Raw genomic sequence first — 25380 nt, forward strand, 5'->3', positions numbered from 1 at the left:
GGTCAGCCCTCGCGCCGAGAGTCGGCGACGCAACGCCCGCCCTCGTTGCGGTAGTTCCACGCCGCACCGTCCGTGACCAGCTCCCGGACGGCGGTCAGGAAGCGGTCGACGTGCTCGTCCGGCGTCCCGGCGCCGAAGCTCACCCGGATCGCGTTCAGGCTGCGCTCGCCCGGCAGCGAGGACTCGGGCGCCCCGCACTCGGACAGCGCGACGTCCTCGTCCCCGAGCAGCGTGCGCACCAGCGGGTGGGCGCAGAACAGGCCGTCGCGCACCCCGATGCCGTACTCGGCGGACAGCGCGGCCGAGAAGTGCGAGCTGTTCCAGCCCCGGACGACGAAGGACAGCACGCCCACCCGTGCGGTGTCGGCCCCGAACAGGTTCAGCACCTTGACCTGCGGGATCGCGGCCAGCCCGGCCGTCAGCCGGGCGACCAGCTGCCGCTCGCGGGCCTCCAGCGCGTCGAAGCCGGCCTCGGTCAGCGCCCGGCAGGCCGAGGCGATCGCGTAGGCGCCGATGACGTTCGGCGAGCCGGCCTCGTGCCGGGCCGGGCCGGTGTGCCACTGCACGGCCACCGAGCCGTCGGCCTCCCGGGCCACCGTCCGGGTCGCCCCGCCGCCGGCCAGGTACGGCTCGGCCTCGTCCAGCCAGTCCGCCCGGCCGGCCAGCACCCCGGCGCCGAACGGCGCGTAGATCTTGTGGCCGGAGAAGGCGATCCAGTCGACGTCCAGTTCGCGCACCGAGACCCGGTGGTGCGGCGCCAGCTGGGCGGCGTCCAGCACCACCCGGGCGCCGTGCCGGTGCGCGGTCCCGGTCAGCTCGGCGACCGGCCACAGCTCGCCGGTCACGTTGGAGGCGCCGGTGACGCAGAGCAGCTTGGGGCCCTCGGGTGCCTCGGCGAGCGCGGCGTCCAGCGCGGCCACCGCCTCGGCCCGCGAGCGCGGCGCCCGCAGGTAGGTGACGTCCAGTCCGGCGTGCGCCCAGGGCAGCAGCGAGGCGTGGTGCTCGGTCTCGAAGGCGAACACCCGGGTGCCGGCCGGAACGGCGGCGGCCAGCAGGTTGAGCGAGTCGGTGGTGGCCCGGGTGAAGACCACCTGGTCGCCCTCCCGCAGGTCGAGGAACTCGCCGACGGTGCGGCGGCTCTGCTCGAACAGGTCGGTGGACAGCTGGGAGAGGTACCCGGCCCCGCGGTGGACGCTGCCGTAGTACGGCGCGTAGGCGGCGACGTCGTCCCACACCCGCTGGAGCGCCGGCGAGCTGGCCGCGTAGTCGAGTGCCGCGTAGCCGACCTTCTCACCGCTGGCGAGCGGGACCTGGACGTCGGTGCCGAGGACGGCGAGCGGGGCGCAGATTTCGGTGGCGACGGGGGACATGGGGATGCACTCCTTCAAGGGGTAAGGGACCCCGGGAGTGTCATTCGTCCGGCGTCCGCGCTTGTCGCACGGACGGCTTGCCGTGACGACCCGGTCCTCACCCAGGGCACCCCGCCACGGACGGAGGGTTGCCGGACAGCAAGCTGGGGCTTTGTGCTGTCACTCATGACCTGGCGAAGACTCTAGGCCGCGCCCATCGGGCGGTCAAACGGGCGTCCGGCATCCGGACAGCGCGAGGGGCCCGCGGGAGGAGTTCCCGCGGGCCCCGCCAACTGCCGTGTCAGATCCGGCTCGTGGCCTCCGACCAACGCCGCAGCAGGTCCTGGGCCGCGCCGGAGTCGATCGCCCTGGCGGCCCGCTCCATGCCGGCCGCCAACTGCTCGGCGAGCGGTGCGTCGCGCAGGTCGAGCGCGACCAGCGCCGCCGCCGTGTTCAGCAGGACGGCGTCCCGGACCGGCCCGTGCTCCCCCGCCAGCAGCCGCCGCGCGACCTCCGCGTTGTACGAGGCGTCCGCCCCGCGCAGCGCCTCGATGCCGACCAGCTCGATGCCGACGTCCCGCGGGTCGAAGGCGGTCCGGGTGACCGCCCCTTCGCGCACCAGCCAGACCTGCGAGGTGGTGGTGATGGTCAGCTCGTCCAGTCCGTCGTCGCCGCGGAAGACCAGCGCCGTCGCACCCCGCTCGGCCAGGACCCCGGCGATCAGTCCGGCCAGCCGGGTGTCGAAGCAGCCGATGGCGTGCGCGGTGACCTTGGCCGGGTTGGTCAGCGGGCCGAGGATGTTGAAGGAGGTCGGCACCCCGAGGTCGCGCCGCGCGGTGGCGGCGTGCCTCATCGAGGGGTGGAACTTCGCCGCGAAGCAGAAGGTGAGCCCGACCTCCTCGGCCACCTCGGCGACCCGCCGGGCCGAGAGGTCCAGCGCCACCCCGAGCTTCTCCAGCACGTCCGAGGAGCCGCTGCTCGAGGAGGCCGACCGGTTGCCGTGCTTGACCACCTTGGCGCCGGCGGCCGCCGCGACGATCGCGGACATGGTGGAGATGTTGACGGTCTTCGCCCGGTCGCCGCCGGTGCCGACGATGTCCACCGCCGGGCCGGGGATGTCCAGCGGCTCCGCGTGCGCGTACATCGCGTCGACCAGGCCGCCGATCTCCTCGACCGACTCGCCCTTGGCCCGCAGCGCGATCATGAACCCGGCCACCTGTACGGGGGACGCCTCGCCGCTCATGATCCGGTCCATCGCCCACGCGGTGGACGAGCGGTCGAGGTCCTCCCCCCGCAACAGCGCCGCCAGGAGGTCCGGCCAGGTGCGGACCACCTGCGCGGGGTCGCTACCGCCGTTCGCAGGGTTCACGTTCACCATGGCTGACTCCAGCTGTTGTCGGTTCCCCACTACGGGGGGACGTCCGTACGGATGGAGCCAGCCTATCGAGCGAAGCCTCCGCTTCTACCCCTGTCCTTTCCAGTTGCCGGGCCGCCTTCAGCGGACTGCCGGAGTCCGCTTCGCCAGTCGCGCCCGCAGCAGGGTGGCCGCCGCCTCGGCCAGCGCCACCGGCTCCACCGGGTGGGAGATGGCCGCGTCGGCCCGGCTCCAGGCGGCGAGCCAGGAGTCCTGCGGCCGGCCGATCAGCACCAGCACCGGCGGGCAGCCGTAGATCTCGTCCTTGAGCTGGCGCGCGAGGCCCAGCCCCCCGGCCGGAACGGCCTCACCGTCCAGCACGCAGAGGTCCACTCCCCCCTTCTCCAGTGCCTTGAGCACCGCGGGGGTGGTCGCGCACTCCAGGTAGGTCAGTTCCGGAAGGTCCTCGGCGGGCCGGCGGCCGAGCGCCGTCAGCACCTGCTCGCGGGTGTTGCGGTCGTCGCTGTAGACGAGGACGGTGAGCATCTCATCGGTCGTGTACGCCATGGGCCCTGCTCCCTCAAGTGTGATCCGGACCACGTTCGCCTGATCCGGATGCTACTCCCGATCACCCCCGCCGAGTCCTCCTCGTGCAGCTTCCCGGCCAACCGGGCCGCACCCCGGCTCACCCACCCGGAGGACGGTCCGTCACCCGATCCCGTCCGGTCCACCCGTACGGCCGACCCCGGGTCCCGTCCCCTACCTCATGCGGCTGCTCCGGCCGTGCAACGACGCACCGGGCAACGGGGTCGCGGGCCCCTCCGAGGAACCATCAGAAAAGGGACACGCCGCTGCTCAGCCCCCGTCCGGACCCCGCGCCGCCCCCCAAGCGGGCATACCGCACGCACCGGACACTCCGAGGGACACCCCCCGACGTGAAGACGGAATAAGGGACCGACATAATGTCCGTCGTGGCGACAGCAACAGCAGTAGAAACCGGGCACGCGCACGGATCGGTCAACCGGCCGAACATGGTCAGCGTCGGAACGATCGTCTGGCTCAGTTCCGAGTTGATGTTCTTCGCGGCCCTCTTCGCGATGTACTTCACGCTCCGCTCCGTCAAGGGGCCGGAGTTCTGGACCGAGAAGGCCCACGCCCTCAACGTGCCCTTCTCGTCGGTCAACACCACGATCCTGGTGCTCTCCTCGCTCACCTGCCAGCTCGGCGTGTTCGCCGCCGAGCGAGGTGACGTGAAGAAGCTCCGGGCGTGGTTCATCCTCACGTTCGCCATGGGCGCGGTCTTCATCGGCGGCCAGGTCTTCGAGTACACCGAGCTGGTCAAGAAGGACGGCCTCTCGCTGTCCTCCGACCCGTACGGCACGGTGTTCTACCTGACCACCGGCTTCCACGGGCTGCACGTGACGGGTGGTCTGATCGCCTTCCTGCTGGTCCTGGGACGGACGTACGCAGCCAAGCGCTTCACGCACGAGCAGGCCACCGCCGCGATCGTCGTGTCGTACTACTGGCACTTCGTCGACGTCGTGTGGATCGGCCTGTTCGCGACCATCTACCTGATCAAGTAACCAGCTGATCAGGTCGCTGGCCACCGGCTGCGGCCCCCGCCCTCACCGGCGACGGGCCGCTTCTGCCGGTGCCGACGCTCCCACCGACCGACCGCGCGCGCAGCCCTAGACAGGCAGCCTCGTGCCGGCCAGACCGGCCGCCGGGTGCACCCACCAGTCGACCAGATCCTGACACCGGGGTTATTCCGTGAAAAAGCTCTCCGCACGACGGCGCCACCCATTGGCGGCGCTGGTCGTCCTACTTCTCGCCCTGGCGGCAACCGGGGGGCTGTACGCCGCGTTCGCGCCCGCCGACAAGGCGCAGGCCGACGTCGCCGCGCAGTCGCTCGCGATCGATGAGGGCAAGAAGCTCTTCGCCGTGGGCTGCTCCTCCTGCCACGGCCTGAACGGCCAGGGCAGCAGTGACGGTCCGAGCCTGGTCGGCGTCGGCTCCGCCGCCGTCGACTTCCAGGTCGGCACCGGCCGCATGCCCGCCCAGCAGCCCGGCGCGCAGGTCCCGCGCAAGAAGAACATCTACACGCAGGCCGAGATCGACCAGCTCGCCGCCTACGTCGCCTCCCTCGGTCCCGGCCCGGTGACCCCGACGGAGGAGCAGTTCACCTCGACCAACCCCGAGGACATCTCCAAGGGTGGCGAGCTGTTCCGCACCAACTGCGCCCAGTGCCACAACTTCGCCGGCCAGGGTGGTGCCCTGACCAAGGGCAAGTACGCCCCGTCGCTGGAGGGCGTGGACGCCAAGCACATCTACGAGGCCATGCAGACCGGCCCGCAGAACATGCCGTCGTTTCCGGACACCACCATGCCCGAGGAGCAGAAGAAGCAGATCGTGGCCTTCGTCCGCCACACCACCAACGATGAGCCCAACCCCGGCGGTCTCACCCTGGGCAGCCTCGGTCCGGTGACCGAGGGCCTGTTCGGCTGGATCTTCGGCCTCGGCACGCTCATCGCGGTCGCGATCTGGGTCGCCGCCCACACCACCAAGGCCAAGAAGTCATGAGCCACGACATGTCAGAAGAGAAGCTCCCGGAGCCGCACGGCTCCGCCGGCGAGGTGGCCGACCACGGCAGCCCGTTCGCCGACCCGGGCCTGCCGGCCCACGAGCCCCGTCGCACCGACATCGACGAGCGGGCCGCCAAGCGCGCCGAGCGCCAGGTCTCGCTGATGTTCGTGATCTCGATGCTCGCCACCGTCGGCTTCATCGCCTCGTACGTGGCCATCGACCCGGACAAGATCGTCTACATCTTCCCGCTCGGTCACGTCAGCGCGCTGAACTTCGCGCTCGGCCTGACCCTGGGTGTGGCGCTGTTCATGATCGGCGCGGGCGCGGTCCACTGGGCCCGCACCCTGATGTCGGACGTCGAGATGCCGTCCGAGCGTCACCCGATCGAGGCCTCCGACGAGGTCCGCGCGGACGTCATCGAGCAGTTCAAGACCGGTGCCGCCGAGTCCGGCTTCGGCCGCCGCAAGATGATCCGCAACACCCTGATCGGCTCCATGGCGCTGGTCCCGCTCTCCGGCGTGGTCCTGCTCCGTGACCTGGGCCCGCTTCCCGAGAAGAAGCTCAAGGAGACCGGTTGGAAGGAGGCGACCGAGACCAAGCCGCTGGCGCTCATCAACATGAACACCATGCAGCCGATGAAGCCCGAGGACATCGTCGTCGGCTCGCTCACCTTCGCCATGCCCGAGGGCCTGTCCACGCACGACGAGGACTTCCAGCAGCGGATCGCCAAGGACGCCCTGATGCTGGTCCGGATCGCGCCCGAGGACATCAAGGACGAGAAGTCCAAGGACCTCGGCTTCGAGGGCATCCTGGCCTACTCCAAGATCTGCACCCACGTCGGCTGCCCGATCAGCCTGTACGAGCAGCAGACCCACCACGCGCTCTGCCCCTGCCACCAGTCGACCTTCGACCTGGCGGACGGCGCCCGCGTCATCTTCGGCCCGGCCGGCCACCCGCTGCCGCAGCTGAAGATCATCACTGACGAGAAGGGCAACCTGGTCGCCACCGGCGACTTCGATGAGCCCGTCGGCCCGAGCTACTGGGAGCGTGCTCGATGAGTAGCGCGAGCAGCACCACGACCGGTGCCGCCAAGCCCTCCAGCACGCGTGAGAAGCCCGCCAACAAGTGGGAAGCCGCGGCTGACTGGACTGACGGCCGGCTGGGGATCTACTCCCTCGCCAAGGCCAACCTGCGGAAGATCTTCCCGGACCACTGGTCCTTCATGCTGGGCGAGATCTGCCTCTACACGTTCGTCATCATCATCCTGACCGGCGTCTACCTGACGCTGTTCTTCAAGCCCTCGATGGCCGAGGTCGTCTACGAGGGCTCGTACGTGCCCCTCAAGGGCATCCCGATGTCGGAGGCCTACGCCTCCACGGTGGACATCAGCTTCGAGGTCCGCGGCGGTCTGCTGATCCGTCAGATCCACCACTGGGCCGCCCTGGTCTTCGTGGCCGCGATGCTCGTCCACATGATGCGCGTGTTCTTCACCGGCGCGTTCCGCAAGCCGCGTGAGATCAACTGGGTCTTCGGCTTCCTGCTGCTGGTCCTGGGCATGTTCGACGGCTTCTTCGGCTACTCCCTGCCGGACGACCTGCTGTCGGGCACCGGTATCCGCTTCATGGAAGGCGCGATCCTCGCCGTCCCGCTGATCGGCACCTACGTCCAGATGTTCCTGTTCGGGGGCGAGTTCCCCGGCCACGACATCGTGCCGCGGTTCTTCACCATCCACGTGCTGCTGATCCCGGGCATCATGCTCGGCCTGCTGGTGGCACACCTGATCCTGGTCTTCTACCACAAGCACACCCAGTGGGCGGGCCCGGGCAAGACCGAGAAGAACGTCGTCGGCATGCCGCTGATGCCGGTCTACATGGCCAAGGCCGGTGGCTTCTTCTTCCTGGTGTTCGGCCTCATCGCCGTCGTCTCGGCGATCGCCACGATCAACCCGATCTGGGCGTACGGCCCGTACCGTCCGGACCAGGTCTCCACGGACGCCCAGCCCGACTGGTACATGGGCTTCTCCGAGGGTCTGATCCGTGTCATGCCGGGCTGGGAGATCAGCGTCTGGAGCGGCCACACCCTCAACCTGGGTGTCATGGTCCCGCTGGCGATCTTCCCGCTGGTCCTGGTCTCGATCGCGGCCTACCCGTTCATCGAAGGCTGGATCACCGGTGACAAGCGCGAGCACCACATCCTGGACCGCCCGCGCAACGCCCCGGTCCGCACCGCCCTGGGTGCCGCCTGGATCAGCCTCTACCTGATCCTGCTGATGGCCGGTGGCAACGACCTGTTCGCCACCCACCTGCACCTGTCGATCAACTCGGTGACCTACTTCGTCCGCGTCGGCTTCTTCGTCGTCCCGGTCGTGGTCTTCATCGTGACCAAGCGCTGGTGCCTCGGCCTCCAGCGCCGCGACAAGGAGAAGGTGCTGCACGGCCGCGAGACCGGCGTCATCAAGCGCCTGCCGCACGGCGAGTTCATCGAGGTGCACGCCCAGCTGCCGCAGCAGGACCTGTACAAGCTCACCGCGCACGACCAGAACCAGCCGGTCGAGCTGCCGGCCCAGACGGACGAGAACGGCGTGGCCCGCAAGGCCGGCGTCCTCACCCGCACCCGGGCCAAGCTCTCCCGCGGCTTCTACGGCGAGGGCAGCCAGATCCCCAAGCCGACCGCCGAGGAGCACCACGAGATCACCAGCGGCCACGGCCACCACTGATCCCGTAGGCACCACCGAGTCACCCCGAGGGCCGCAGACCAGAGTTCTTCTGGTCGGCGGCCCTCGGGCTTTCCCGTACCCGCCCGCGTCACCAGGAGCCCCCGTGCAGCTCTCCGTCGACCCCGCCTCGGCCACTCCCCCGTACGAGCAGATCCGCGCCCAGATCGCCGAGCGGGCCCGCTCCGGCGAACTGCCGACCGGGCTGCGGCTGCCCACCGTCCGGGCCCTGGCCGAGGAGCTGGGGCTGGCCGCCGGGACGGTCGCCCGGGCCTACCGCGAGCTGGAGGCGGACGGCGTTGTGGAGACCCACGGCCGGCGCGGCACGCTGATCGCCGCCACCGGGGACGCCGCCCATCGGCTGGCCGCCGAGGCCGCCGCCGAGTACGCCGCTCGCGCGCACCGCCTGGGCGTCTCCCACGCCGACGCCCTGGCCGCCGTGGACACCGCGCTGCGGCTGGCCTACCCGGAGCTCTGACGGTCCCGTCAGAGCTCCGGACGGATCATCCCCGCGGCGGGGGCCTGGGAGGCCGGTGAGGTGGTGCTGACGGGCTGTCCGGAGGCGCTGTGCTTGACCCACTCCGTCCAGGCCACGTTCCAGTCCCCGAAGCCGTTGCCGAAGGGCTCCATCGGGCCGCCGCGGCTGTTCACCACCGTCACCAGGTCCCCCACCCTGGTGTGCTGGTAGAACCACTCGGCGTTGTCGGTGCTCATGCCGGTACAGCCGTGGCTGACGTTCTCGACGCCCTGCGAGCCGACCGACCAGGGCGCGGCGTGTACGTACTCGCCGCTCCAGGTCACCCGGGTGGCCCACTTCACGTCGAGGTCGTACGACTCCGCGCTGCCCGCCGCTATGCCGATGGTCTCGCCGTTCATCCGGACCGAGCGCTCCTGGCCGAGCACCACCTTGATGCCGTTGCGGGTGTCGAAGCCGGGCTTGCCGGTGGTGACCGGGATGGTCCGCAGCACCTCGCCGTCACGCTTCAGGGTGAGCTCGTGGGTCCCCGCGTCGATCACCGACTCCACCCGCTCGCCGATCCGCAGCTTCAGCGAGCTGCGGTCACCGCCGTAGAGGCCGTCGGCGATCCGGCTGCCGGTGCCGTCGAAGGCCAGCGAGACGGTCGTCCCGGCCGGCCAGTAGGTCTCCGGGCGGAAGTGCAGGTTCTTGTCGTCCACCCAGTACCAGGCGCCGGTGACGGCGGGCTGGGAGCCGACGGTCAGCACGTGCTCGACCTCCAGGCGGGCCTGCGGGTCCTTTACGGCCTCGGAGAGCTGCACGGTGAGCGGCTGGCCCACCCCGTAGACGCCGCTGCCGGAGGAGTCCGGGCCGAGCTTGGCGGTGAGCAGGCGCTGGCCGGGGAGGGTCCTGAAGTTCGCCGTGGTGTCGCCGCGGCCGCCCTTGCCGTCGTCGGCGGAGATCCGCACGGTGTACGCGGTGGCGGCCTTCAGCCGGCCGGTGGTCTGCCAGCTGCGCTGGTCCTCGGCGAGCTTTCCGGCGACCACCCGGCCGTCCGGGCCGACCACGGTGACGTCGGTGAGCCGGCTGTCCTTGACGGCGGTCACGGTGACCGGCTGGGACGGGTCGACCTTGTCCTTTGCGGAGAGGTGGACCAGTGGGGCCGCGTCGATCCGGTGCGGTCCGACGGGCTCCTCCTCCCCGGCCGTGCAGGCGGCCAGGGGGGCCAGCACCGCGAGGGCCAGCGAGATGCCGCCGAGAGTTGCGCTTCCCCGCCTGTCGGCCATGACCGCCTCCGAAGGTTCGCACGATTGATCAGATCGTAGGAACGCCATCTGGTGGAGCGACATCCGGGGGACTTCCGATTCACCCACCGGAGTGAGCCCGTCACCCTGCAGGATGCAGCAGGGCCGGTCCTCCCGTGCGGGAGGACCGGCCCTGGTGCCGGAAAGCGGGAACCCTACTGGTTCTGGTTCTCGCCCCGGTAGAACTCGAAGACCCATCCGAAGATGCCGATCATGATGATCGGGGCGGCCCAGAACATCAGCCACCAGCCGAAGATCACGCCCAGGAAGGCGAGCGCGCCACCGAGCGCCAGCGAGAGCGGCTGCCAGCTGTGCGGGGCGAAGAAGCCCAGCTCGCCGGAGTCGTCCGCGACCTCGGCCTCGGGGTTGTCACCCGCGCCGCTGTCCACCCGGCGGGCGGTGAAGGCGAGGTAGTACCCGATGAACGCGCAGAGGCCGAAGGCCAGGAACAGCGCGGTGGTACCGGCGGCCTCGATGCCGAGGTCCGAGTGGTTGGTCCACAGACCGTAGGTCAGGGCCATCGCCAGCACGAAGACCGACAGGCCCAGGAAGATCTTTCCCTGTTCCTTCATCAGGCGTCGCCCTCCTTGTTGCCCTTGTCCAGCTTCGGGGCGTCGTACTTCGCCGGGGTCACGCCGGCGAGGTGCTTGGCCGGCTCACCGTGGTTCTCCAGGTAGTCCAGCGCGGCGATCTCCGGGTGGTGGAGGTCGAAGGCCGGGGATTCGGAGCGGATCCGCGGGAGGGTGAGGAAGTTGTGCCGCGGCGGCGGGCAGGAGGTCGCCCACTCCAGCGAGCGGCCGAAGCCCCACGGGTCGTCCACGGCGACCTTCTCGCCGTACTTGGCGGTCTTCCAGACGTTGTAGAGGAACGGCAGGATCGACAGGCCGAGCACGAAGGAGCCGATGGTCGAGACGGTGTTCAGGGTGGTGAAGCCGTCCGCGGCCAGGTAGTCGGCGTAGCGGCGGGGCATGCCCTCCGCGCCGAGCCAGTGCTGCACCAGGAAGGTGGTGTGGAAGCCGACGAACAGCGTCCAGAAGGTGATCTTGCCGAGGCGCTCGTCCAGCATCTTGCCGGTCATCTTCGGCCACCAGAAGTGGAAGCCGGCGAACATCGCGAAGACGACGGTGCCGAAGACCACGTAGTGGAAGTGGGCGACGACGAAGTACGAGTCCGAGACGTGGAAGTCGATCGGCGGGGAGGCCAGCAGAACACCGGTCAGACCACCGAAGAGGAAGGTGACCAGGAAGCCGACCGTCCAGAGCATCGGGGTCTCGAAGCTCAGCGAGCCCTTCCACATGGTGCCGACCCAGTTGAAGAACTTCACACCGGTCGGGACCGCGATCAGGAAGGTCATGAACGAGAAGAACGGCAGCAGTACCTGCCCGGTGACGTACATGTGGTGCGCCCACACCGTCACGGACAGACCGGCGATCGCGATGGTGGCCGCGATCAGGCCGGAGTAGCCGAACATCGGCTTGCGGCTGAAGACCGGGATGATCTCGGACACGATGCCGAAGAACGGCAGCGCGATGATGTACACCTCGGGGTGGCCGAAGAACCAGAACAGGTGCTGCCAGAGCATCGCCCCGCCGTTGGCCGGGTCGAAGACATGGGCACCGAACTTGCGGTCCGCCTCCAGGGCGAACAGCGCGGCGGCCAGCACCGGGAAGGCCAGCAGGACCAGCACCGAGGTCAGCAGGACGTTCCAGACGAAGATCGACATCCGGAACATCGTCATGCCGGGAGCGCGCATGCAGATGATCGTGGTGATGAAGTTGACCGCACCGAGGATCGTGCCGAAGCCGGAGAAGGCCAGACCCATGATCCACATGTCGCCGCCGATGCCGGGCGAGTGCACGGCGTCGGACAGCGGGGAGTAGGCGAACCAACCGAAGTCGGCGGCGCCGTTCGGGGTGACGAAGCCCGCCACCGCGATGGTCGAACCGAAGAGGTACAGCCAGTACGCGAACATGTTCAGACGCGGGAACGCCACGTCCGGGGCGCCGATCTGGAGCGGCATGATCCAGTTCGCGAAGCCGGCGAAGAGCGGCGTCGCGAACATCAGCAGCATGATCGTGCCGTGCATCGTGAACGCCTGGTTGAACTGCTCGTTCGACAGGATCTGGGTCCCGGGACGAGCCAGCTCGGCGCGCATGACCAGGGCGAGGATGCCACCGATCAGGAAGAAGGCGAACGACGTGGCCAGGTACAGCGTGCCGATCGTCTTGTGGTCAGTGGTGGTCATCCACTTGATGATGGTCGAACCCGGCTTCCGGGTCCGCTGCGCCCCGACCGTGACGGCCTCGGCGCCCCCGCCGGCCGCGGCGGGCTCGTTGAGGATTGTCACTTCTCTTCACTTCCCATGGTGATCAGGCCGGAGGGCACCGCACCGTTCTGGCCCTTGGCGCGAAGCTCGGCCAGGTGCTTGTCGTAGTCGGCACGGTCGACGACCTTGACGTTGAACAGCATGCGCGAGTGGTCGACGCCGCAGAGCTCGGCACACTTGCCCATGTACTCGCCCTTGACGGTCGGCGTGACCTCGAACTTGTTCACCACGCCCGGCACGACGTCCATCTTCATCATGAAGTTGACGGGCCAGAAGTCATGGATGACATCACGCGAGGTGAGGCGGAACTGCACCTTCTCGTTGACCGGCAGCCAGAGCGTCGGAGCGTCCTTGGGCGTACCGACCTCGTACGCGGCGTCCTTGTTGGCCGGGTCGGGGGTCTCGGTGTTCTCGTAGTTGAACGCCCAGCTCCACTGGAAGCCGACCACGTTGACGTAGTGCTGCGGCTTCTCGGAGACCTGCGTCAGCTTCGACTCGTCGCGGGCGACGAAGTAGAAGAGGACCGAGACGATGATGATGGGGACCGCGGTGTAGAGCGCCTCGATGGGCACGTTGTACCGGGTCTGCGGGGGGATCTCCACACCGGTGCGCTTGCGCCGGTGGAAGATCACGCTCCAGATGATCAGACCCCACATCAGTACGCCGACCACCAGCGCCGCGATCCAGGAGCCCTGCCACATCCGGAGGACCATGGGCCCTTCCTCGGTGACGGGGCTCGGGAGGCCAAGCCTGGGGAGGTCGTTGGCCGAGCAGCCGGTGGCGGTCGCGATGACGAGGCCCAGTGCCAGCGCCTGAGGCAGCTTCCGCCGCATCGTGCGCCGCGGCGAGCGGTCGGAGCCGTTGGGACTCACGTAGCGCCTTCCCGAAGTCTCGCCCGCCTTCGCGTCGCCCCGGGGAGGAGTGTGAGCCTCCCCGGCGACCCGTCCACGGGCACGGTTTGAATGCTTATGCGGGCCAAACCCTACTCCAGCCTTATGCGCTCCTGACGGGCAGCCCCCGGTAACGCGCCGCCTGCTAGCCCGATCAGGCCCGGCAGGGGCTGCGTCGCAGGTCATCGCAGGCATTCGAGGTCCGTACGCCCGATCGGGGGATGACCTCGGACGACGCCCGTGACGGCCCGTCGGGCGCGGACGAAGCGGACATTCGGGATGATCGACTGACGGCGGGTGAGTCGCGCGGTCGGACCGGGTCGCGGACCGGGTGTGTCGTTAAATGTGACCGTGTATTTCGACGTGGCCTCGACGGCCCCCCTGCACCCCGTCGCGCGGCAGGCCCTGACCGCCGCCCTGGACGAGGGCTGGGCCGATCCGGCCCGGCTGTACCGCTCCGGCCGGCAGGCCCGGATGCTGCTGGACGCCGCCCGCGAGACGGTCGCCGCGGTGCTGGGCGCGCGGCCCGACGAGATCGCCTTCACCGCGAGCGGCACCCAGGCCGTCCAACTGGGCCTGCTGGGCGCCCTGGCCGGGAACCGGCGGCGCGGCGGCCACTTCGTGCACTCCGCGGTGGAGCACTCCAGCGTGCTGCACGTCGCCGAGCGCCAGCTGGCGGGCGGGGGCGAGGTCTCGGTGGCGCCGGTGGACCGGGGCGGCCGGGTCGACCCGGGGGCGCTCGGCGCGCTGCTACGCCCGGACACCGCGCTGGCCGCGGTGCAGAGCGCCAACCACGAGGTCGGGACGGTGCAGCCGGTCGGCGAGGTCGCCGCGCTGTGCGCCGAGGCTGGCGTCCCGCTGCTGGTGGACGCGGCGCAGAGCGCCGGACGGCTGGACGTCCCGGCGGGCTGGTCGCTGCTGACGGCGAGCGCCCACAAGTGGGGCGGCCCGCCCGGGGTGGGGGTGCTGGCGGTGCGCAAGGGCGTCCGGTACGCCTCGCCGCTGCCGGCCGACGAGCGCGAGGGCGGCCGGGTGCCCGGCTACGTCAACGTCCCGGCGATCGTGGCCGCGGCCGCCTCGCTGCGCGCCGTACGGGCCGAGGCCGAACGGGAGAACGCCCGGCTGCACGCACTGGTCGAACGGATCCGCACCCGGGTGCCGCGGCTGGTGCCCGAGGTCGAGGTGGTCGGCGACCCGGTGCGGCGGCTGCCGCACATCGTCACCTTCTCCTGCATGTACGTGGACGGGGAGGTGCTGCTGACCGAGCTGGACCGGGCGGGCTTCGCGGTCTCCTCCGGCTCCTCCTGCACCTCGTCCACGTTGACGCCCAGCCATGTGCTGGCGGCGATGGGAGTGCTCACCGAGGGGAACGTGCGGGTCTCGCTGCCGTACGGAACGGCCGAGGCCGACGTGGAGCGCTTCCTCGCGGTGCTGCCGGACCTGGTGGCCGGCGTCCGGGCGCCGCTCGGGCTGGACCTGCCGGCGCCGGCGGCGCCCGTGGAGCTCACCGGCGCCGAGCCTCCTGAGGCGAACGGGCGAGTCACGGTCATCGACGCCTTGGGCAAGCGCTGCCCGCTGCCGGTGATCGAGCTGGCGAAGCGGATCGGCGAGGTGCCGCCGGGCGGCACGGTCGTCGTGCTGGCGGACGACGACGCGGCCCGGCTGGACATCCCGGCCTGGTGCGGGATGCGCGGGCAGGAGTACGCGGGCGAGGCCCCGGCCGCCGAGTACGGCGGCGACCGGGGCTCGGCCTACCTCGTGGTGCGCCGCTCCTGAGCGGGGCGGACTACTTGACCAGGCGCGCGGCGATCTCGCCGGCCGCCTCGGCGCCGTAGGCCTCCTCGAAGCGCTTCAGGAAGGTGGCCGGGCGCAGCTCGTACTCCTGGGTGCCGACGGTCTCGATCACCAGGGTGGCGAGCATGCAGCCGAGCTGGGCCGAACGCTCAAGGTCGAGGTCCCAGGACAGGCCCGCCAGGAAGCCGGCGCGGAAGGCGTCGCCGACGCCGGTCGGGTCGACCTTGGCCTCCTCCTTGGCGCAGCCGACCAGGATCGGCGCCTCGCCCTTGCGCTCGATCCGCACGCCCTTGCTGCCCAGGGTGGTGACCCGGGTGCCGACGCGGGTGAGCAGTTCCTCGGCGCCCCAGCCGGTCTTGCTCTCGATCAGCGCGGCCTCGTACTCGTTGGTGAAGAGGTACGCGGCGCCGTCCACGATCTCGCGGATGTCGTCGCCCTCCAGGCGGGCCAGCTGCTGGGAGGGGTCGGCGGCGAAGGCGTAGCCGCGGGTGCGGCACTCCTGGGTGTGGCGGACCATGCCCTGCGGGTCGTCGGCGCCGATCAGGACGAGGTCCAAGCCGCCGACGCGGTCGGCGATCGGCTTCAGCTCGATGTTACGGGCCTCGGCCATGGCGCCGGTGTAGAACGAGGCGATCTGGTTGTGGTCCTCGTCCGTCGTGCACATGAAGCGCGCGGTGTGGCGGGTCTCGGAGATGTGGACGGAGTCGCAGTCCACACCGTTGCGCTCCAGCCAGCTGCGGTACTCGGCGAAGTCCGCGCCGGCGGCGCCGACCAGGACGGGGCGCAGGCCGAGGACCCCCATGCCGAAGGCGATGTTCGGCGCGACGCCGCCGCGGCGGATGTCCAGGGCGTCGACCAGGAAGGACAGCGACACGGTGTGCAGCTGCTCGGCGACGAGCTGGTCGGCGAACCGACCCGGGAACGTCATCAGGTGGTCGGTGGCGATCGAGCCGGCGACGGCGATACGCACGGAAGGTCTCCTCAGGGTGGCTGCTGGGCCAGCGGGCAGGCGGGGATGAACCCACCCACGGTACCCGGCCCCGGGGAGCCCCCAGGCAGGAGTGCCGCAAGTTGCCGCCCGTAAGGCCAGGGTGGCACCCGTTGCCCCCCGACGTGTACTACCTCCCGGTAGCACTGGTGGGCGGCCGGGCCACTGCCTAGGGTCGGCCGTGGAGGGCCCGTCGTGCGGGCCCCGTCGAAGACCGTGGCAGCGTGGCCACGGCCCTGGATCGGAGCGATACCGATGACGACCGACCACTGCGCCCCGCCCGTCCTGCGGACCGAGGACGGCGAGACGCTCGACGCCCTGGTGGACTCCTCCCGGCGGCTGCGCCGGTTCTGGCCCGAGGTCGCGGCCGGCCCGGAGCCCGCCGCTCCCTCGCCGACCGGCTTCCGGGTGCCCTCCGGCGCGCGGCGGGTGGTCGCCGGGATGGCCGAGTACGGGTTCTGAGCCCCGCCGGGCCGGGTTGATCGGAACGGGTCGGGACCGGCGCGGAACCGGATCCGACCGGAGCACGTCACATCCGCGCGGAGCAGCGAGGAGGCGGCACCGCTGAGCCCTCGGGAGGATGTGCAGATGGACCTGGAGACGATGCCCCGGCGCGGTCGGCGGGCGGTGGCCCTGGCCGCTCTGGCACTGGCGGCGGTGGTGACGGTTGCCGGCTGTGACGGGGGCGGCAAGCCCGCCTCGGACTCGGCGGTGAGCGGCGCGGGCGCCGCCTCCGCCTCGGCGAGTGCCTCCGCGCAGGCCCCGGCGGACTCCGCGAGCCCGTCCTCGGCGGCCGCGACCGGGCCGGCTCCCGGTACCGCTCAGCCGCCGGCCGGCCAGACGGCCACGGCGGCCTCGCCGGCACCCGGGCAGCCGGCCCCGGCCACTCCCCCGGGCAACGGGATCGCGGTGGGCGAGCCGAACCCGAACGGGTCGGGCTCGCCGGTGCGCCCGCCGGTCGGCTACCGGGTGGACGGCACCACCACGCTGACCGTCTACTTCTTCGGCGGGGTCTGCACCACGTACGCGCTGAAGGCGGACGAGTCGCAGCCGGGCCGGGTGGACGTGCTGGTCGTGCCCGGACCGCCGACCGTCCAGCCGGGTCAGGTGTGCAACGCCCTGGCCAAGCGACAGTCGGTGTCGACCGACCTGCGCTCGCCGCTGGCGGGGCGGACCGTGGTGGACCGGACCAGCGGCCAGGAGGTGCCGCTGGAGGGCGACCCGCACATCGGGCCTGACCCGGTGAGCCCGGACGTCGCCGGACGGTAGCCGCGCCGCGGCCGGAGGAACGAGAAGGCGGCCCCGGGGTGACCCCGGGGCCGCCTTCCGCAGCGGGCTTAGCTGAACGAGTCGCCGCAGGCGCAGGAGCCGGTGGCGTTCGGGTTGTCGATGGTGAAGCCCTGCTTCTCGATGGTGTCGACGAAGTCGACGGTGGCGCCGCCCAGGTACGGGGCGCTCATCCGGTCGGTGACGACCTTGACACCGTTGAAGTCCTTGATCACGTCGCCGTCGAGCGAGCGCTCGTCGAAGAACAGCTGGTAACGCAGGCCGGAGCAGCCGCCGGGCTGGACGGCGACGCGCAGCGCGAGGTCCTCGCGGCCTTCCTGCTCCAGCAGGGCCTTGACCTTGGCCGCGGCGGCATCGGTGAGGAGGATGCCACTCTCGACGGTGGTCTCGTCCTGGACGGTCATCTGCTTTCTCCCGGTCTTGACGACGGTCTGCCGCCAGTGCCAACCAACCGCCGTCCGGTTTCATTTCCCGGGTGGGCGATGAATTGTGCGGCCTGTTCGCGGCTGGATATCCGTGGGCCGGGTGTGCCACCCGCGTCCCCTACGCTCCCCATGCTCGCACACCCCCGGACGGCGGGTCACCGTCGCGCGGTCCCGAGGTCGTGGATCCGGGTGAACCGGCCCCGCGGCGGGCCGCCGGACGCCAGGATGGTCCTCATGATCATTCGCCCGGTCAGGGACACCGCCGCGGACGCGGAGGCCGTCCGGGAACTCGCCGACGCCGCGTTCGTCGACACCTCCCCGGCCGGGGCGGCACCGGGGCCGACGCCCCTGCGGCTGGCCGGGACCAGACACCTGGCGCGCACCGATCCCGGGGGCTGCTGGCTGGCCGAGAGCGGCGGCGAGCCGGTCGGGGCGGTGCTGTCGATCCGTCGGGAGGGCCTGTGGGCGCCCTCCCTGTTCGCCGTCCGGCCGTCCGCCCAGGGCAAGGGCGTCGGGCGGCTGCTGCTGGAGCGGGCGGCGGCGCACTCCCGGGGCTGCCTGCGCGGAATGGTCTGCGCCGCGGACTCCCCGGCGGCGGCCCGCCGCTACCGGCTGGCCGGGTTCACCCTGCACCCGGCGATGCGGCTGGCCGGACGGGTGGACCGGGACGGGCTGCTCGACCCCGGGGACATCCCGGTGCACCGCGGCAACGCGACCCACCTGCACCTGCTGGACTCGGTGGACCGGCGGCTGCGCGGGTCCGCGCACGGGCCGGACCACGAGCTGATGCTGGGCCACTTCGAGGAGCTGCTGATCGCCGACGCGCTGGCCGGCAGCGGCTACTGCTACCGGGACGGCGGCGTGGTGCGGCTGCTCGCGGCCACCAGCAAGCGGATCGCCGCCCGGCTGCTGCGCGAGGCGCTGGCCCGGGTGCCGGACGGCGTCGAGGCACGGGTGGAGCACCTGACCGCGGAGCAGGAGTGGGCGCTGGACGTCGGGTTGGAGGTGGGGCTGACGCCGCGGGCCGGCGGCTTCGTCGGGGTGCGCGGGATGCGGCCGCCGACGCCGTACCTGCCGAGCGGGGCGTTCCTGTAGGCACGCGTACGGCCCCGCCGGAGTGCCGGCGGGGCCGTGGACGTCAGGGGGCTCAGACCATGGTGTCCAGGATCTCCCGGACCATCTCCATGGTGGTGCCGGGGTGCAGGAAGGCGAAGCGGGCGACCGTCTCGCCGTCCCAGCCGGTGGGGGTGACGAAGCCGATCTGGTCCGCGAGCAGCTGCTGCGACCAGCGGTAGTAGTCGTCGTTGGTCCAGCCCACGCGCTTGAAGCAGACCGCCGAGAGCTGCGGGTCGAACAGCAGCTCCAGGTGCTCGGTCTCGCGGATCAGCTGGGCGGTCTCCCGAGCCAGCGTGAGTCCGGCCTCGATGGCGTCGGTGTAGGCCTGGACGCCGTGCACGGCCAGCGAGAACCAGAGCGGCAGGCCGCGGGCACGCCGGGTCAGGTGGTAGGCGTAGTCGGTGGGGTTCCACTCGTCGCCCTCGGTGTGCAGGACGTCCAGGTAGGAGGCGTCCTGGGTGTGCACGGCGCGGGCGAGCTGCGGGTTGCGGTAGATCAGCGCGGCGCAGTCGAAGGGGGCGAACAGCCACTTGTGCGGGTCGACCACGAAGGAGTCGGCGTGCTCGATGCCGTCGTAGCGCTCGCGCACCGAGGGGGCGAACAGGCCGGCACCGCCGTAGGCGCCGTCCACGTGGAACCAGAGGTCGCGCTCGCGGGCGACCTCGGCCAGGCCCTTGAGGTCGTCGACGATGCCCTCGTTGGTGGTGCCGGCGGTGCCGACGACGGCGATCACCGTCTCGGGGTCGGGGTCGGCGGCCAGCGCGGCGCGCAGCGCCTCGCCGGTGAACCGCCGGTCGACGGTCGGGACCTTGAAGGCCTCGACGCCGATGATGTTGAAGGTGTTCTTGACCGAGGAGTGCACCTGGTCGGCGACGGCGATCCGCAGCCGGGCCTCCGGGCCGACGCCCAGCCGGCGGCGGGCGGTGTCGCGGGCGACGACCAGGGCGGAGAGGTTGCCGGCCGAGCCGCCGGAGACGAAGGTGCCGCCGGCCGACTGGGGCAGGCCCGCCCGGTCGGCGATCAGGCGCAGCACCTGGTTCTCGGCGGCGATCGCGCCGGCCGCCTCCAGCCAGGAGATGCCCTGCAGGGAGGCGCAGGAGACGACCATGTCGAACAGCAGCGCGGCCTTGGTCGGGGCGCACGGGATGAAGGACAGGTAGCGCGGGCTGTCGGCGGAGATGACCGCCCGGGACAGCTCGTGGTCGTACAGCTTGAGCACGTCGACCGGGTTGTTGCCGTGCTGGTTGAGCAGGCCGGCCAGCTGGGCGCGCAGGTGCTCGCCGTCACCGGGGTGGTCGAGCGGGACGGGGTCGTACTGCAGCCGCTCCCGCATGTAGTCGAAAACCAGGTCGACCAGTTCGTTGTCGGGCCGGTGCATGCGGTCGGGTGCTGCGGACACGGCTGTCCCTCTCGGCGTGGGGTGTCGGGGGGCGCCCGGACGGCGGGAGGCTTCACCGCGACGACCGGACGTGATCAGAGTAGGCAGCGCGAACGCCCCGCCGCGCGTCGGAACGCGGCTGGTCAGGCAGGTTTCGGGCGTCTTCGGGCGGGTCCGCGCAGGATTCCTGCGTACGGCCGGCTGGCGCTACCCGATGAGCTGGGAGAGGACCACCGAGGAGCGGCTGCGCTGCACGCCGGGCTCGCGCCGGATGCGCTCGATGACGGCTTCCAGGTGGCGCGTGTCGGCGGCCCGCAGGTGGACCAGGGCGTCCGGGTCGCCGGTGACCGTCCAGGCGGCGACCACCTCGGGGAACTGCCGCAGGCTGGCGAGGATCTCCTCGGGGGCGGTGCGCTCGCGGCAGTAGACCTCGACGAAGGCCTCGGTCTGCCAGCCCAGCACGGACGGATCGAGTACCACGGTGAAGCCCCGCACCACGCCGCGCGCCCGCAGCCGGTCGATCCGCCGGCGCACGGCGGTGGCGGAGAGGTTCACCTGCAGGCCGATCTCGGCGTACGAGGCGCGGCCGTCGCTGCCGAGCCGGGCGAGCAGGAGCCGGTCGGTCTCGTCCAGGTCGGCCCCGACCACCTCGTGCGCTCGGCTGCTGGTCATGGGTACGGGGCTCCACGGGTCGTACGGGGGGCGGCGGGGTCGCTCCGGGCGGCGGACTGCCACTGCCGAAACGGTTCGTCACCATTCTGGCGGATGACCTGGACGAGTTCACCGCCGCCGGATGACGGGCGGGAGGCCGTCACGGGACGTCGGGAAGCCGTCACGGGACGAGCAGCACGATCTTCCCCCGGGTGCGGCCCTCGGCGCTGAGCGCCTGGGCGGAGGCGGCCTGGGCCAGCGGGAAGGTGGAGGCGACGGTGACGGTCAGCCGCCCGTCGTCGGCGAGCGCGGCCAGCTCGGCGAGGCCGCCGGCGTCCGGGCGGACCCAGACGTACCGGCCGCCGACCGCCTTGACCCCGAAGTCGGCGACCGAGGCGATCCGGCCCGGGTCCGCCACCAGCTCGGCCGAGACCCCGACGGCGCCGTGGCCCACCAGGTCGAGCGCCGCGTCCACCCCGTCGGGGGCGAGCGCGCGGACCCGGTCGGCCAGGCCCTCGCCGTGGGCCACCGGATCGGCGCCGAGGCCGCGCAGGAAGTCGTGGTTGCGCTCGGCCGCGGTGCCGATCACCCGGGCGCCGGCGGCCCTGGCCAGCTGCACCGCCAGATGGCCGACCCCGCCGGCGGCGGCGTGCACCAGGACGGTCTCCCCCTCGGCCAGGCGCAGTGCCCGCAGGCTCTGGAGGGCGGTGAGCCCGGCCAGCGGCAGGCCGCCGGACTGCGCCCAGTCCAGCGCGGCTGGCTTGCGGGCCAGGGTGCGGACGGGCGCGGAGACCAGCTCGGCGTAGGTGCCGTGCTCGACGGCGTCCTTGCGGACGTAGCCGAACACCTCGTCACCCGGGGCGAACTCGGTGACCGCGCCGCCGACCGCGCGGACCACGCCGGCCACGTCCCAGCCCATGACCAGCGGGAAGTGCGCGTCGAGGATGCCGTCCAGGGCGCCGTCCCTGACCTTCCAGTCCACCGGGTTCACCCCGGCCGCCCGGACCTCGACCAGCACGGAGTCGGGGCCGACCTTGGGGTCGGGCAGGTCGATGTACTCGACCACCTCGGGGCCGCCGTAGCGGTTGATCGCAATTGCTTTCATGGGCTCAGCCATACCCGCGGGCTTCGAAATATCGATTCGGCCACCGACGGAAGCATCCGTTTCGACGAGCGGTTCTCGTCACATCGACAGGATGGCCATCGTCACTCTGACGCTAAGCGGTTAGAATAGATAGCGTCAGTTAGACGAAAAGGCCCCACCGCTAGCTCGGCCGCACAGAAGGGCACCCGCCCGTGACCACCACCATCACCGAGACCCACGGCGTCGACCCCACCCCGACCCCGCTCGCTCTGCTGCTGCTCGGCCGCGAGGCCGACCCGAACAGCGAGCGCGGCGTCGAATGCCCCGGTGACCTCCCCCCGGCCTCCGACCCGAACCTCGTCGAGCGCGCCCGCGCGGCCAAGGCCGCGCTCGGCGACCGCGTGTTCATCCTCGGCCACCACTACCAGCGCGACGAGGTGATCGAGTTCGCCGACGTCACCGGCGACTCCTTCAAACTCGCCCGCGACGCGGCGGCCCGCCCCGAGGCCGAGTACATCGTCTTCTGCGGCGTGCACTTCATGGCCGAGTCCGCGGACATCCTCACCAGCGACCGGCAGCAGGTCGTCCTGCCGGACCTCGCCGCCGGCTGCTCGATGGCCGACATGGCCACCGCCGAGCAGGTCGCCGAGTGCTGGGACGTGCTGACCGACGCCGGCATAGCCGACGTGACCGTCCCGGTCTCGTACATGAACTCCTCCGCCGACATCAAGGCCTTCACCGGCCGGCACGGCGGCCTCATCTGCACCTCCTCCAACGCCAAGCGCGCCCTGGAGTGGGCCTTCGAGCAGGGCCAGAAGGTGCTGTTCCTGCCCGACCAGCACCTCGGCCGCAACACCGCGGTGCGGGACATGGGCTTCTCGCTGGACGACTGCGTGGTCTACAACCCGCACCGGCCGAACGGCGGCCTGACCGCCGAGCAGCTGCGGAACGCGAAGATGATCCTCTGGCGCGGCCACTGCTCGGTGCACGGCCGGTTCAGCCTGGACTCGGTGAACGACGTCCGCGAGCGGATCCCCGGCGTGACCGTCCTGGTGCACCCCGAGTGCAAGCACGAGGTCGTCGCGGCCGCCGACATGGTGGGCTCGACCGAGTACATCATCAAGGCGCTGGACGCCGCCGAACCCGGCTCCAAGTGGGCCATCGGCACCGAGCTGAACCTGGTCCGCCGCCTGGCCAAGGCGCACCCGGACAAGGAGATCGTCTTCCTGGACCGCGCGGTCTGCTTCTGCTCGACCATGAACCGGATCGACCTGCCGCACCTGGTCTGGGCGCTGGAGTCGCTGGTCGAGGGCCGGGTGCCGAACGTGATCACCGTCGACCCGGAGACCGAGAAGTACGCCAAGGCGGCGCTGGACCGGATGCTGGCCCTGCCGTAGTCCGCAGTTCCCGGGCCCGGGCCCGGGCCCGGGAACCCGCGGCCGTACGCACGAAGGGCGGGCCCCCTCCCATCGGAGGGGGCCCGCCCTTTCGTCTGGCAGCAGCCGCAGGCGCTACTCGGGGAAGCCCGGGATCACGCCCTCGCCGTCGGCCATGAGCAGTTCGCGGACCTCGTCGATCGTCGCGTCGGCACTCGGCAGGATCAGCTCGGACGGCTCCAGGGAATCCAGCGGCACCGGGGTGCCGAACTGCTTCACCGCGTCGATGAGCTTGCCGTAGGCCTGGCGGAAGAGCGTCTCGTCCCCCGACTCCACTGCGGTGACAAGCTCCGCGTCGAGCTCGTTGAGCAGGTTCAGGTGGTCCTCGCCCACCTCGTACTGCCCTTCACCCATGACCCTCATGATCATGCCGTGCGTCTCCCTGGTTCGTGGGGTCGAGCTCAGATCACTTGTTGTAATTGATGCGCGGAGTGTCCTGCTGCGGCTGCGGCTGGGCACCCGGCTGCTTGCCCTGCTCGATCGCGGCGGGGCCGGCCGAGGACGGGCCGGACAGCTCGGCCTTCATCCGGGCCAGCTCCAGCTCGACGTCGGAACCGCCGGCCACGCGCTCCAGCTCGGCCTCGATGTCGTCCTTGCGGCCGAGACCGCTCGCGTCGTCGAGCGCGCCGGAGGCGAGCAGCTCGTCGATGGCGCCGGCGCGGGCCTGCATCTGGGCGGTCTTGTCCTCGGCACGCTGGATCGCCAGGCCGACGTCGCCCATCTCCTCCGAGATGCCGGAGAAGGACTCGGCGATGCGGGTCTGCGCCTGCGCGGCCGTGTACGTCGCCTTGATGGTCTCCTTCTTGGTGCGGAAGGCGTCCACCTTGGCCTGAAGTCGCTGGGAGGCGAGCGTGAGCTTCTCCTCCTCGGCCTGGAGCTGCTGGTACTGCGTCTCCAGGTCGGTGATCTGCGACTGCATGTTGGCCTTGCGGGTCAGCGCCTCGCGGGCGAGGTCCTCGCGGCCGAGCGACAGCGCCTTGCGGCCCTGGTCCTCGTACTTGGCCGACTGCTGCTGGAGCTGGGTCAGCTGGAGCTCGAGCCGCTTGCGCGAGGTCGCGACGTCCGCGACACCGCGCCGTACCTTCTGCAGCAACTCGAGCTGCTTCTGGTACGAGTAGTCGAGCGTCTCACGCGGATCCTCCGCCCGATCCAAGGCCTTGTTCGCCTTGGAGCGGAAGATCAGCCCCATACGCTTCATGATTCCGTCGCTCATGGGCCTCGGGTGCCCCCTTCTCCGGCCTGCGGTCTCTATCTCGTTACCAGACACGACGAGTGTATGTGCAGCGAGCCCGTCGCCGCAGTGCACCTGCCTGCAACAAGACTGCTACAGCGACCGGAGGCGTTTCCTCCTCCCCCGGGTGGATCCGCCCCTCATACCTCCCATCGTCCATCCGACTGATCCCCTACGGGAAGGCCCCCGGAAACGCGGCCCGGCCGCCGTCCCTGCGGTATCGATATGCGTTTGGGTCCGAGGTCACCCGTGGAAGCCGCCCGGCACCCCGTACGCTGGTGGTGTGTTCCGACGCCGTTCAGATGATGCCGCCGCCTCCGCCACCGTGCTGGAGAAGCAGGACGAGACGACCCAGGCCCGCGACCCGCAGGCCAAGAAGGGCCGCCCCACCCCCAAGCGCAGTGAGGCCGAGGCCAACCGGCGTACCCGGGTGACCGTGCCCAAGGACCGCAAGGAGGCCGCCCGCCAGGGGCGCGAGCGGATGCGCGCCGAGCGCGAGAAGCAGCGCCAGGCCCTGATGAACGGCGACGAGCGCCACCTGCCGGCCCGTGACAAGGGTCCGGTGCGCAAGTTCGCGCGCGACTACGTGGACTCCCGCTGGTCGCTCGCCGAGTTCTTCCTCCCGGCCGCCGTGGTCATCCTGGTGCTCAGCATCGTCAAGGTGCCGACCCTCCAACTGCTCTCCACGCTGCTGTTCCTGCTGTTCTTCGTGTTCGTCGTCCTGGACTTCGTCCGCCTCGGCCTCGGCCTGCGCAAGCAGCTGGCCGAGCGCTTCGCCGGGCAGAACACCCGCGGCGCCGTCGCGTACGGCATCATGCGCACCCTCCAGATGCGCCGGCTGCGCCTGCCCAAGCCGCAGGTGCGGCGCGGGGAGAAGCCCTGACCGCCGAACCGGTCGACTCCGGCTGGGCCTCGCCCTCCTGGGAGGGGCCCGGCCTCTACGCGGTGCCCGGACAGGGGCGCACGCTTCCGGGGCAGGGCGAGGGCGGCCACGACCGGATCGCGCAGGAGCGC

At 71.1% G+C, this 25380-nt stretch carries 25 protein-coding genes and 1 riboswitch; of the genes, 11 read left to right on the top strand and 14 right to left on the bottom strand.

Going from position 1 to position 25380, the window contains the following annotated elements; translation table 11 throughout:
• Positions 1 to 2 precede the first annotated feature (2 nt).
• The 3 genes from ACWDBB_RS19250 to ACWDBB_RS19260 all read right to left on the bottom strand — a co-directional run bounded on the left by ACWDBB_RS19250 (position 3) and on the right by ACWDBB_RS19260 (position 3270).
• Positions 3 to 1370: an aminotransferase class V-fold PLP-dependent enzyme gene (locus tag ACWDBB_RS19250; RefSeq protein WP_449790744.1), complete on the bottom strand. Its 1368-nt coding sequence runs from the start codon at positions 1368 to 1370 to the stop codon at positions 3 to 5.
• Between the two features lie 52 nt (positions 1371 to 1422).
• Positions 1423 to 1541: riboswitch (SAM riboswitch) on the bottom strand.
• 109 nt (positions 1542 to 1650) lie between these two features.
• Positions 1651 to 2727, bottom strand: a complete 1077-nt coding sequence (gene trpD / locus ACWDBB_RS19255) for an anthranilate phosphoribosyltransferase (protein ID WP_449790745.1) — start codon at positions 2725 to 2727, stop codon at positions 1651 to 1653.
• 117 nt (positions 2728 to 2844) lie between these two features.
• Positions 2845 to 3270 carry a response regulator gene (locus ACWDBB_RS19260; RefSeq protein WP_402405385.1) on the bottom strand — a complete coding sequence of 142 codons (426 nt, stop codon included), beginning with the start codon at positions 3268 to 3270 and terminating at the stop codon, positions 2845 to 2847.
• A 395-nt stretch (positions 3271 to 3665) separates the two neighbouring features.
• Between ACWDBB_RS19260 and ctaE the strand changes: the two genes are divergently transcribed.
• The 5 genes from ctaE to ACWDBB_RS19285 all read left to right on the top strand — a co-directional run bounded on the left by ctaE (position 3666) and on the right by ACWDBB_RS19285 (position 8477).
• Positions 3666 to 4286 (top strand): aa3-type cytochrome oxidase subunit III, encoded by a 621-nt coding sequence (gene ctaE, locus ACWDBB_RS19265; RefSeq protein WP_049651835.1) that lies wholly within the window; start codon positions 3666 to 3668, stop codon positions 4284 to 4286.
• 187 nt (positions 4287 to 4473) lie between these two features.
• Positions 4474 to 5283 carry a cytochrome bc1 complex diheme cytochrome c subunit gene (gene qcrC, locus ACWDBB_RS19270; RefSeq protein WP_360353819.1) on the top strand — a complete coding sequence of 270 codons (810 nt, stop codon included), beginning with the start codon at positions 4474 to 4476 and terminating at the stop codon, positions 5281 to 5283.
• A gap of 8 nt (positions 5284 to 5291) precedes the next feature.
• Entirely contained in the window at positions 5292 to 6344 is a 1053-nt protein-coding gene (gene qcrA, locus ACWDBB_RS19275; protein WP_449790746.1) for a cytochrome bc1 complex Rieske iron-sulfur subunit, read from the top strand.
• Positions 6341 to 8002 (top strand): cytochrome bc1 complex cytochrome b subunit, encoded by a 1662-nt coding sequence (qcrB, locus tag ACWDBB_RS19280; protein ID WP_449790747.1) that lies wholly within the window; start codon positions 6341 to 6343, stop codon positions 8000 to 8002. Before qcrA ends, qcrB begins: the two co-directional genes overlap by 4 nt.
• A gap of 103 nt (positions 8003 to 8105) precedes the next feature.
• Positions 8106 to 8477, top strand: coding sequence for a GntR family transcriptional regulator (locus ACWDBB_RS19285; protein WP_449790748.1), 372 nt, complete (start codon positions 8106 to 8108; stop codon positions 8475 to 8477).
• Between the two features lie 8 nt (positions 8478 to 8485).
• On the opposite strand, the gene ACWDBB_RS19290 is transcribed toward ACWDBB_RS19285, so the two are convergent.
• The 4 genes from ACWDBB_RS19290 to ctaC all read right to left on the bottom strand — a co-directional run bounded on the left by ACWDBB_RS19290 (position 8486) and on the right by ctaC (position 12958).
• The gene (locus ACWDBB_RS19290; RefSeq protein ID WP_449790749.1) at positions 8486 to 9742 is read right to left on the bottom strand and encodes an Ig-like domain-containing protein; all 1257 of its coding nucleotides are present in this window, start codon (positions 9740 to 9742) and stop codon (positions 8486 to 8488) included.
• 173 nt (positions 9743 to 9915) lie between these two features.
• The gene (locus ACWDBB_RS19295) at positions 9916 to 10332 is read right to left on the bottom strand and encodes a cytochrome c oxidase subunit 4 (protein ID WP_392869420.1); all 417 of its coding nucleotides are present in this window, start codon (positions 10330 to 10332) and stop codon (positions 9916 to 9918) included.
• On the bottom strand, positions 10332 to 12107 hold the full coding sequence (gene ctaD, locus ACWDBB_RS19300) for an aa3-type cytochrome oxidase subunit I (protein WP_449790750.1): 1776 nt from the start codon (positions 12105 to 12107) through the stop codon (positions 10332 to 10334). Before ctaD ends, ACWDBB_RS19295 begins: the two co-directional genes overlap by 1 nt.
• Positions 12104 to 12958, bottom strand: a complete 855-nt coding sequence (gene ctaC, locus ACWDBB_RS19305; protein WP_392869423.1) for an aa3-type cytochrome oxidase subunit II — start codon at positions 12956 to 12958, stop codon at positions 12104 to 12106. Before ctaC ends, ctaD begins: the two co-directional genes overlap by 4 nt.
• Positions 12959 to 13327: 369 nt before the next feature.
• On the opposite strand from ctaC, the gene ACWDBB_RS19310 reads away from it, so the two are divergent.
• On the top strand, positions 13328 to 14752 hold the full coding sequence (locus tag ACWDBB_RS19310; protein ID WP_449790751.1) for an aminotransferase class V-fold PLP-dependent enzyme: 1425 nt from the start codon (positions 13328 to 13330) through the stop codon (positions 14750 to 14752).
• 10 nt (positions 14753 to 14762) lie between these two features.
• Here the strand turns inward: ACWDBB_RS19310 and ACWDBB_RS19315 are convergent, their stop codons facing one another.
• On the bottom strand, positions 14763 to 15740 hold the full coding sequence (locus ACWDBB_RS19315) for a carbohydrate kinase family protein (protein ID WP_402405398.1): 978 nt from the start codon (positions 15738 to 15740) through the stop codon (positions 14763 to 14765).
• A gap of 273 nt (positions 15741 to 16013) precedes the next feature.
• Between ACWDBB_RS19315 and ACWDBB_RS19320 the strand changes: the two genes are divergently transcribed.
• Together ACWDBB_RS19320 and ACWDBB_RS19325 are read left to right on the top strand one after the other, a co-directional pair.
• Positions 16014 to 16220 carry a hypothetical protein gene (locus ACWDBB_RS19320; protein WP_449790752.1) on the top strand — a complete coding sequence of 69 codons (207 nt, stop codon included), beginning with the start codon at positions 16014 to 16016 and terminating at the stop codon, positions 16218 to 16220.
• Between the two features lie 126 nt (positions 16221 to 16346).
• Positions 16347 to 17027: a hypothetical protein gene (locus ACWDBB_RS19325; RefSeq protein ID WP_449790753.1), complete on the top strand. Its 681-nt coding sequence runs from the start codon at positions 16347 to 16349 to the stop codon at positions 17025 to 17027.
• 68 nt (positions 17028 to 17095) lie between these two features.
• Here ACWDBB_RS19325 and erpA read toward each other — a convergent pair whose 3' ends face one another.
• Complete coding sequence (gene erpA / locus ACWDBB_RS19330; RefSeq protein ID WP_316520866.1) at positions 17096 to 17449, bottom strand: iron-sulfur cluster insertion protein ErpA; 354 nt, start codon at positions 17447 to 17449, stop codon at positions 17096 to 17098.
• Between the two features lie 255 nt (positions 17450 to 17704).
• On the opposite strand from erpA, the gene ACWDBB_RS19335 reads away from it, so the two are divergent.
• A complete protein-coding gene (locus ACWDBB_RS19335) occupies positions 17705 to 18565 on the top strand; it encodes a GNAT family N-acetyltransferase (protein WP_449790754.1) in 861 nt (286 codons plus the stop codon).
• A 52-nt stretch (positions 18566 to 18617) separates the two neighbouring features.
• On the opposite strand, the gene ACWDBB_RS19340 is transcribed toward ACWDBB_RS19335, so the two are convergent.
• From ACWDBB_RS19340 to ACWDBB_RS19350, 3 genes are all read right to left on the bottom strand, one after another.
• Positions 18618 to 19985 carry a pyridoxal phosphate-dependent decarboxylase family protein gene (locus ACWDBB_RS19340; RefSeq protein WP_449790755.1) on the bottom strand — a complete coding sequence of 456 codons (1368 nt, stop codon included), beginning with the start codon at positions 19983 to 19985 and terminating at the stop codon, positions 18618 to 18620.
• Positions 19986 to 20171: 186 nt separating this feature from the next.
• Positions 20172 to 20636, bottom strand: coding sequence for an Lrp/AsnC family transcriptional regulator (locus ACWDBB_RS19345; protein WP_449790756.1), 465 nt, complete (start codon positions 20634 to 20636; stop codon positions 20172 to 20174).
• Between the two features lie 160 nt (positions 20637 to 20796).
• On the bottom strand, positions 20797 to 21720 hold the full coding sequence (locus ACWDBB_RS19350) for an NADP-dependent oxidoreductase (protein WP_449790757.1): 924 nt from the start codon (positions 21718 to 21720) through the stop codon (positions 20797 to 20799).
• A 191-nt stretch (positions 21721 to 21911) separates the two neighbouring features.
• On the opposite strand from ACWDBB_RS19350, the gene nadA reads away from it, so the two are divergent.
• A complete protein-coding gene (gene nadA / locus ACWDBB_RS19355) occupies positions 21912 to 23096 on the top strand; it encodes a quinolinate synthase NadA (RefSeq protein ID WP_392869438.1) in 1185 nt (394 codons plus the stop codon).
• 114 nt (positions 23097 to 23210) lie between these two features.
• On the opposite strand, the gene pspAA is transcribed toward nadA, so the two are convergent.
• Together pspAA and ACWDBB_RS19365 are read right to left on the bottom strand one after the other, a co-directional pair.
• Positions 23211 to 23504, bottom strand: a complete 294-nt coding sequence (gene pspAA / locus ACWDBB_RS19360; RefSeq protein ID WP_392869440.1) for a PspA-associated protein PspAA — start codon at positions 23502 to 23504, stop codon at positions 23211 to 23213.
• A gap of 37 nt (positions 23505 to 23541) precedes the next feature.
• Positions 23542 to 24348 (bottom strand): PspA/IM30 family protein, encoded by an 807-nt coding sequence (locus tag ACWDBB_RS19365; RefSeq protein ID WP_392869442.1) that lies wholly within the window; start codon positions 24346 to 24348, stop codon positions 23542 to 23544.
• A 301-nt stretch (positions 24349 to 24649) separates the two neighbouring features.
• Between ACWDBB_RS19365 and ACWDBB_RS19370 the strand changes: the two genes are divergently transcribed.
• Complete coding sequence (locus tag ACWDBB_RS19370) at positions 24650 to 25249, top strand: DUF3043 domain-containing protein (RefSeq protein ID WP_449790758.1); 600 nt, start codon at positions 24650 to 24652, stop codon at positions 25247 to 25249.
• Positions 25250 to 25380: the final 131 nt, after the last annotated feature.

It is taken from the genome of Kitasatospora sp. NPDC001095, from assembly GCF_053598615.1.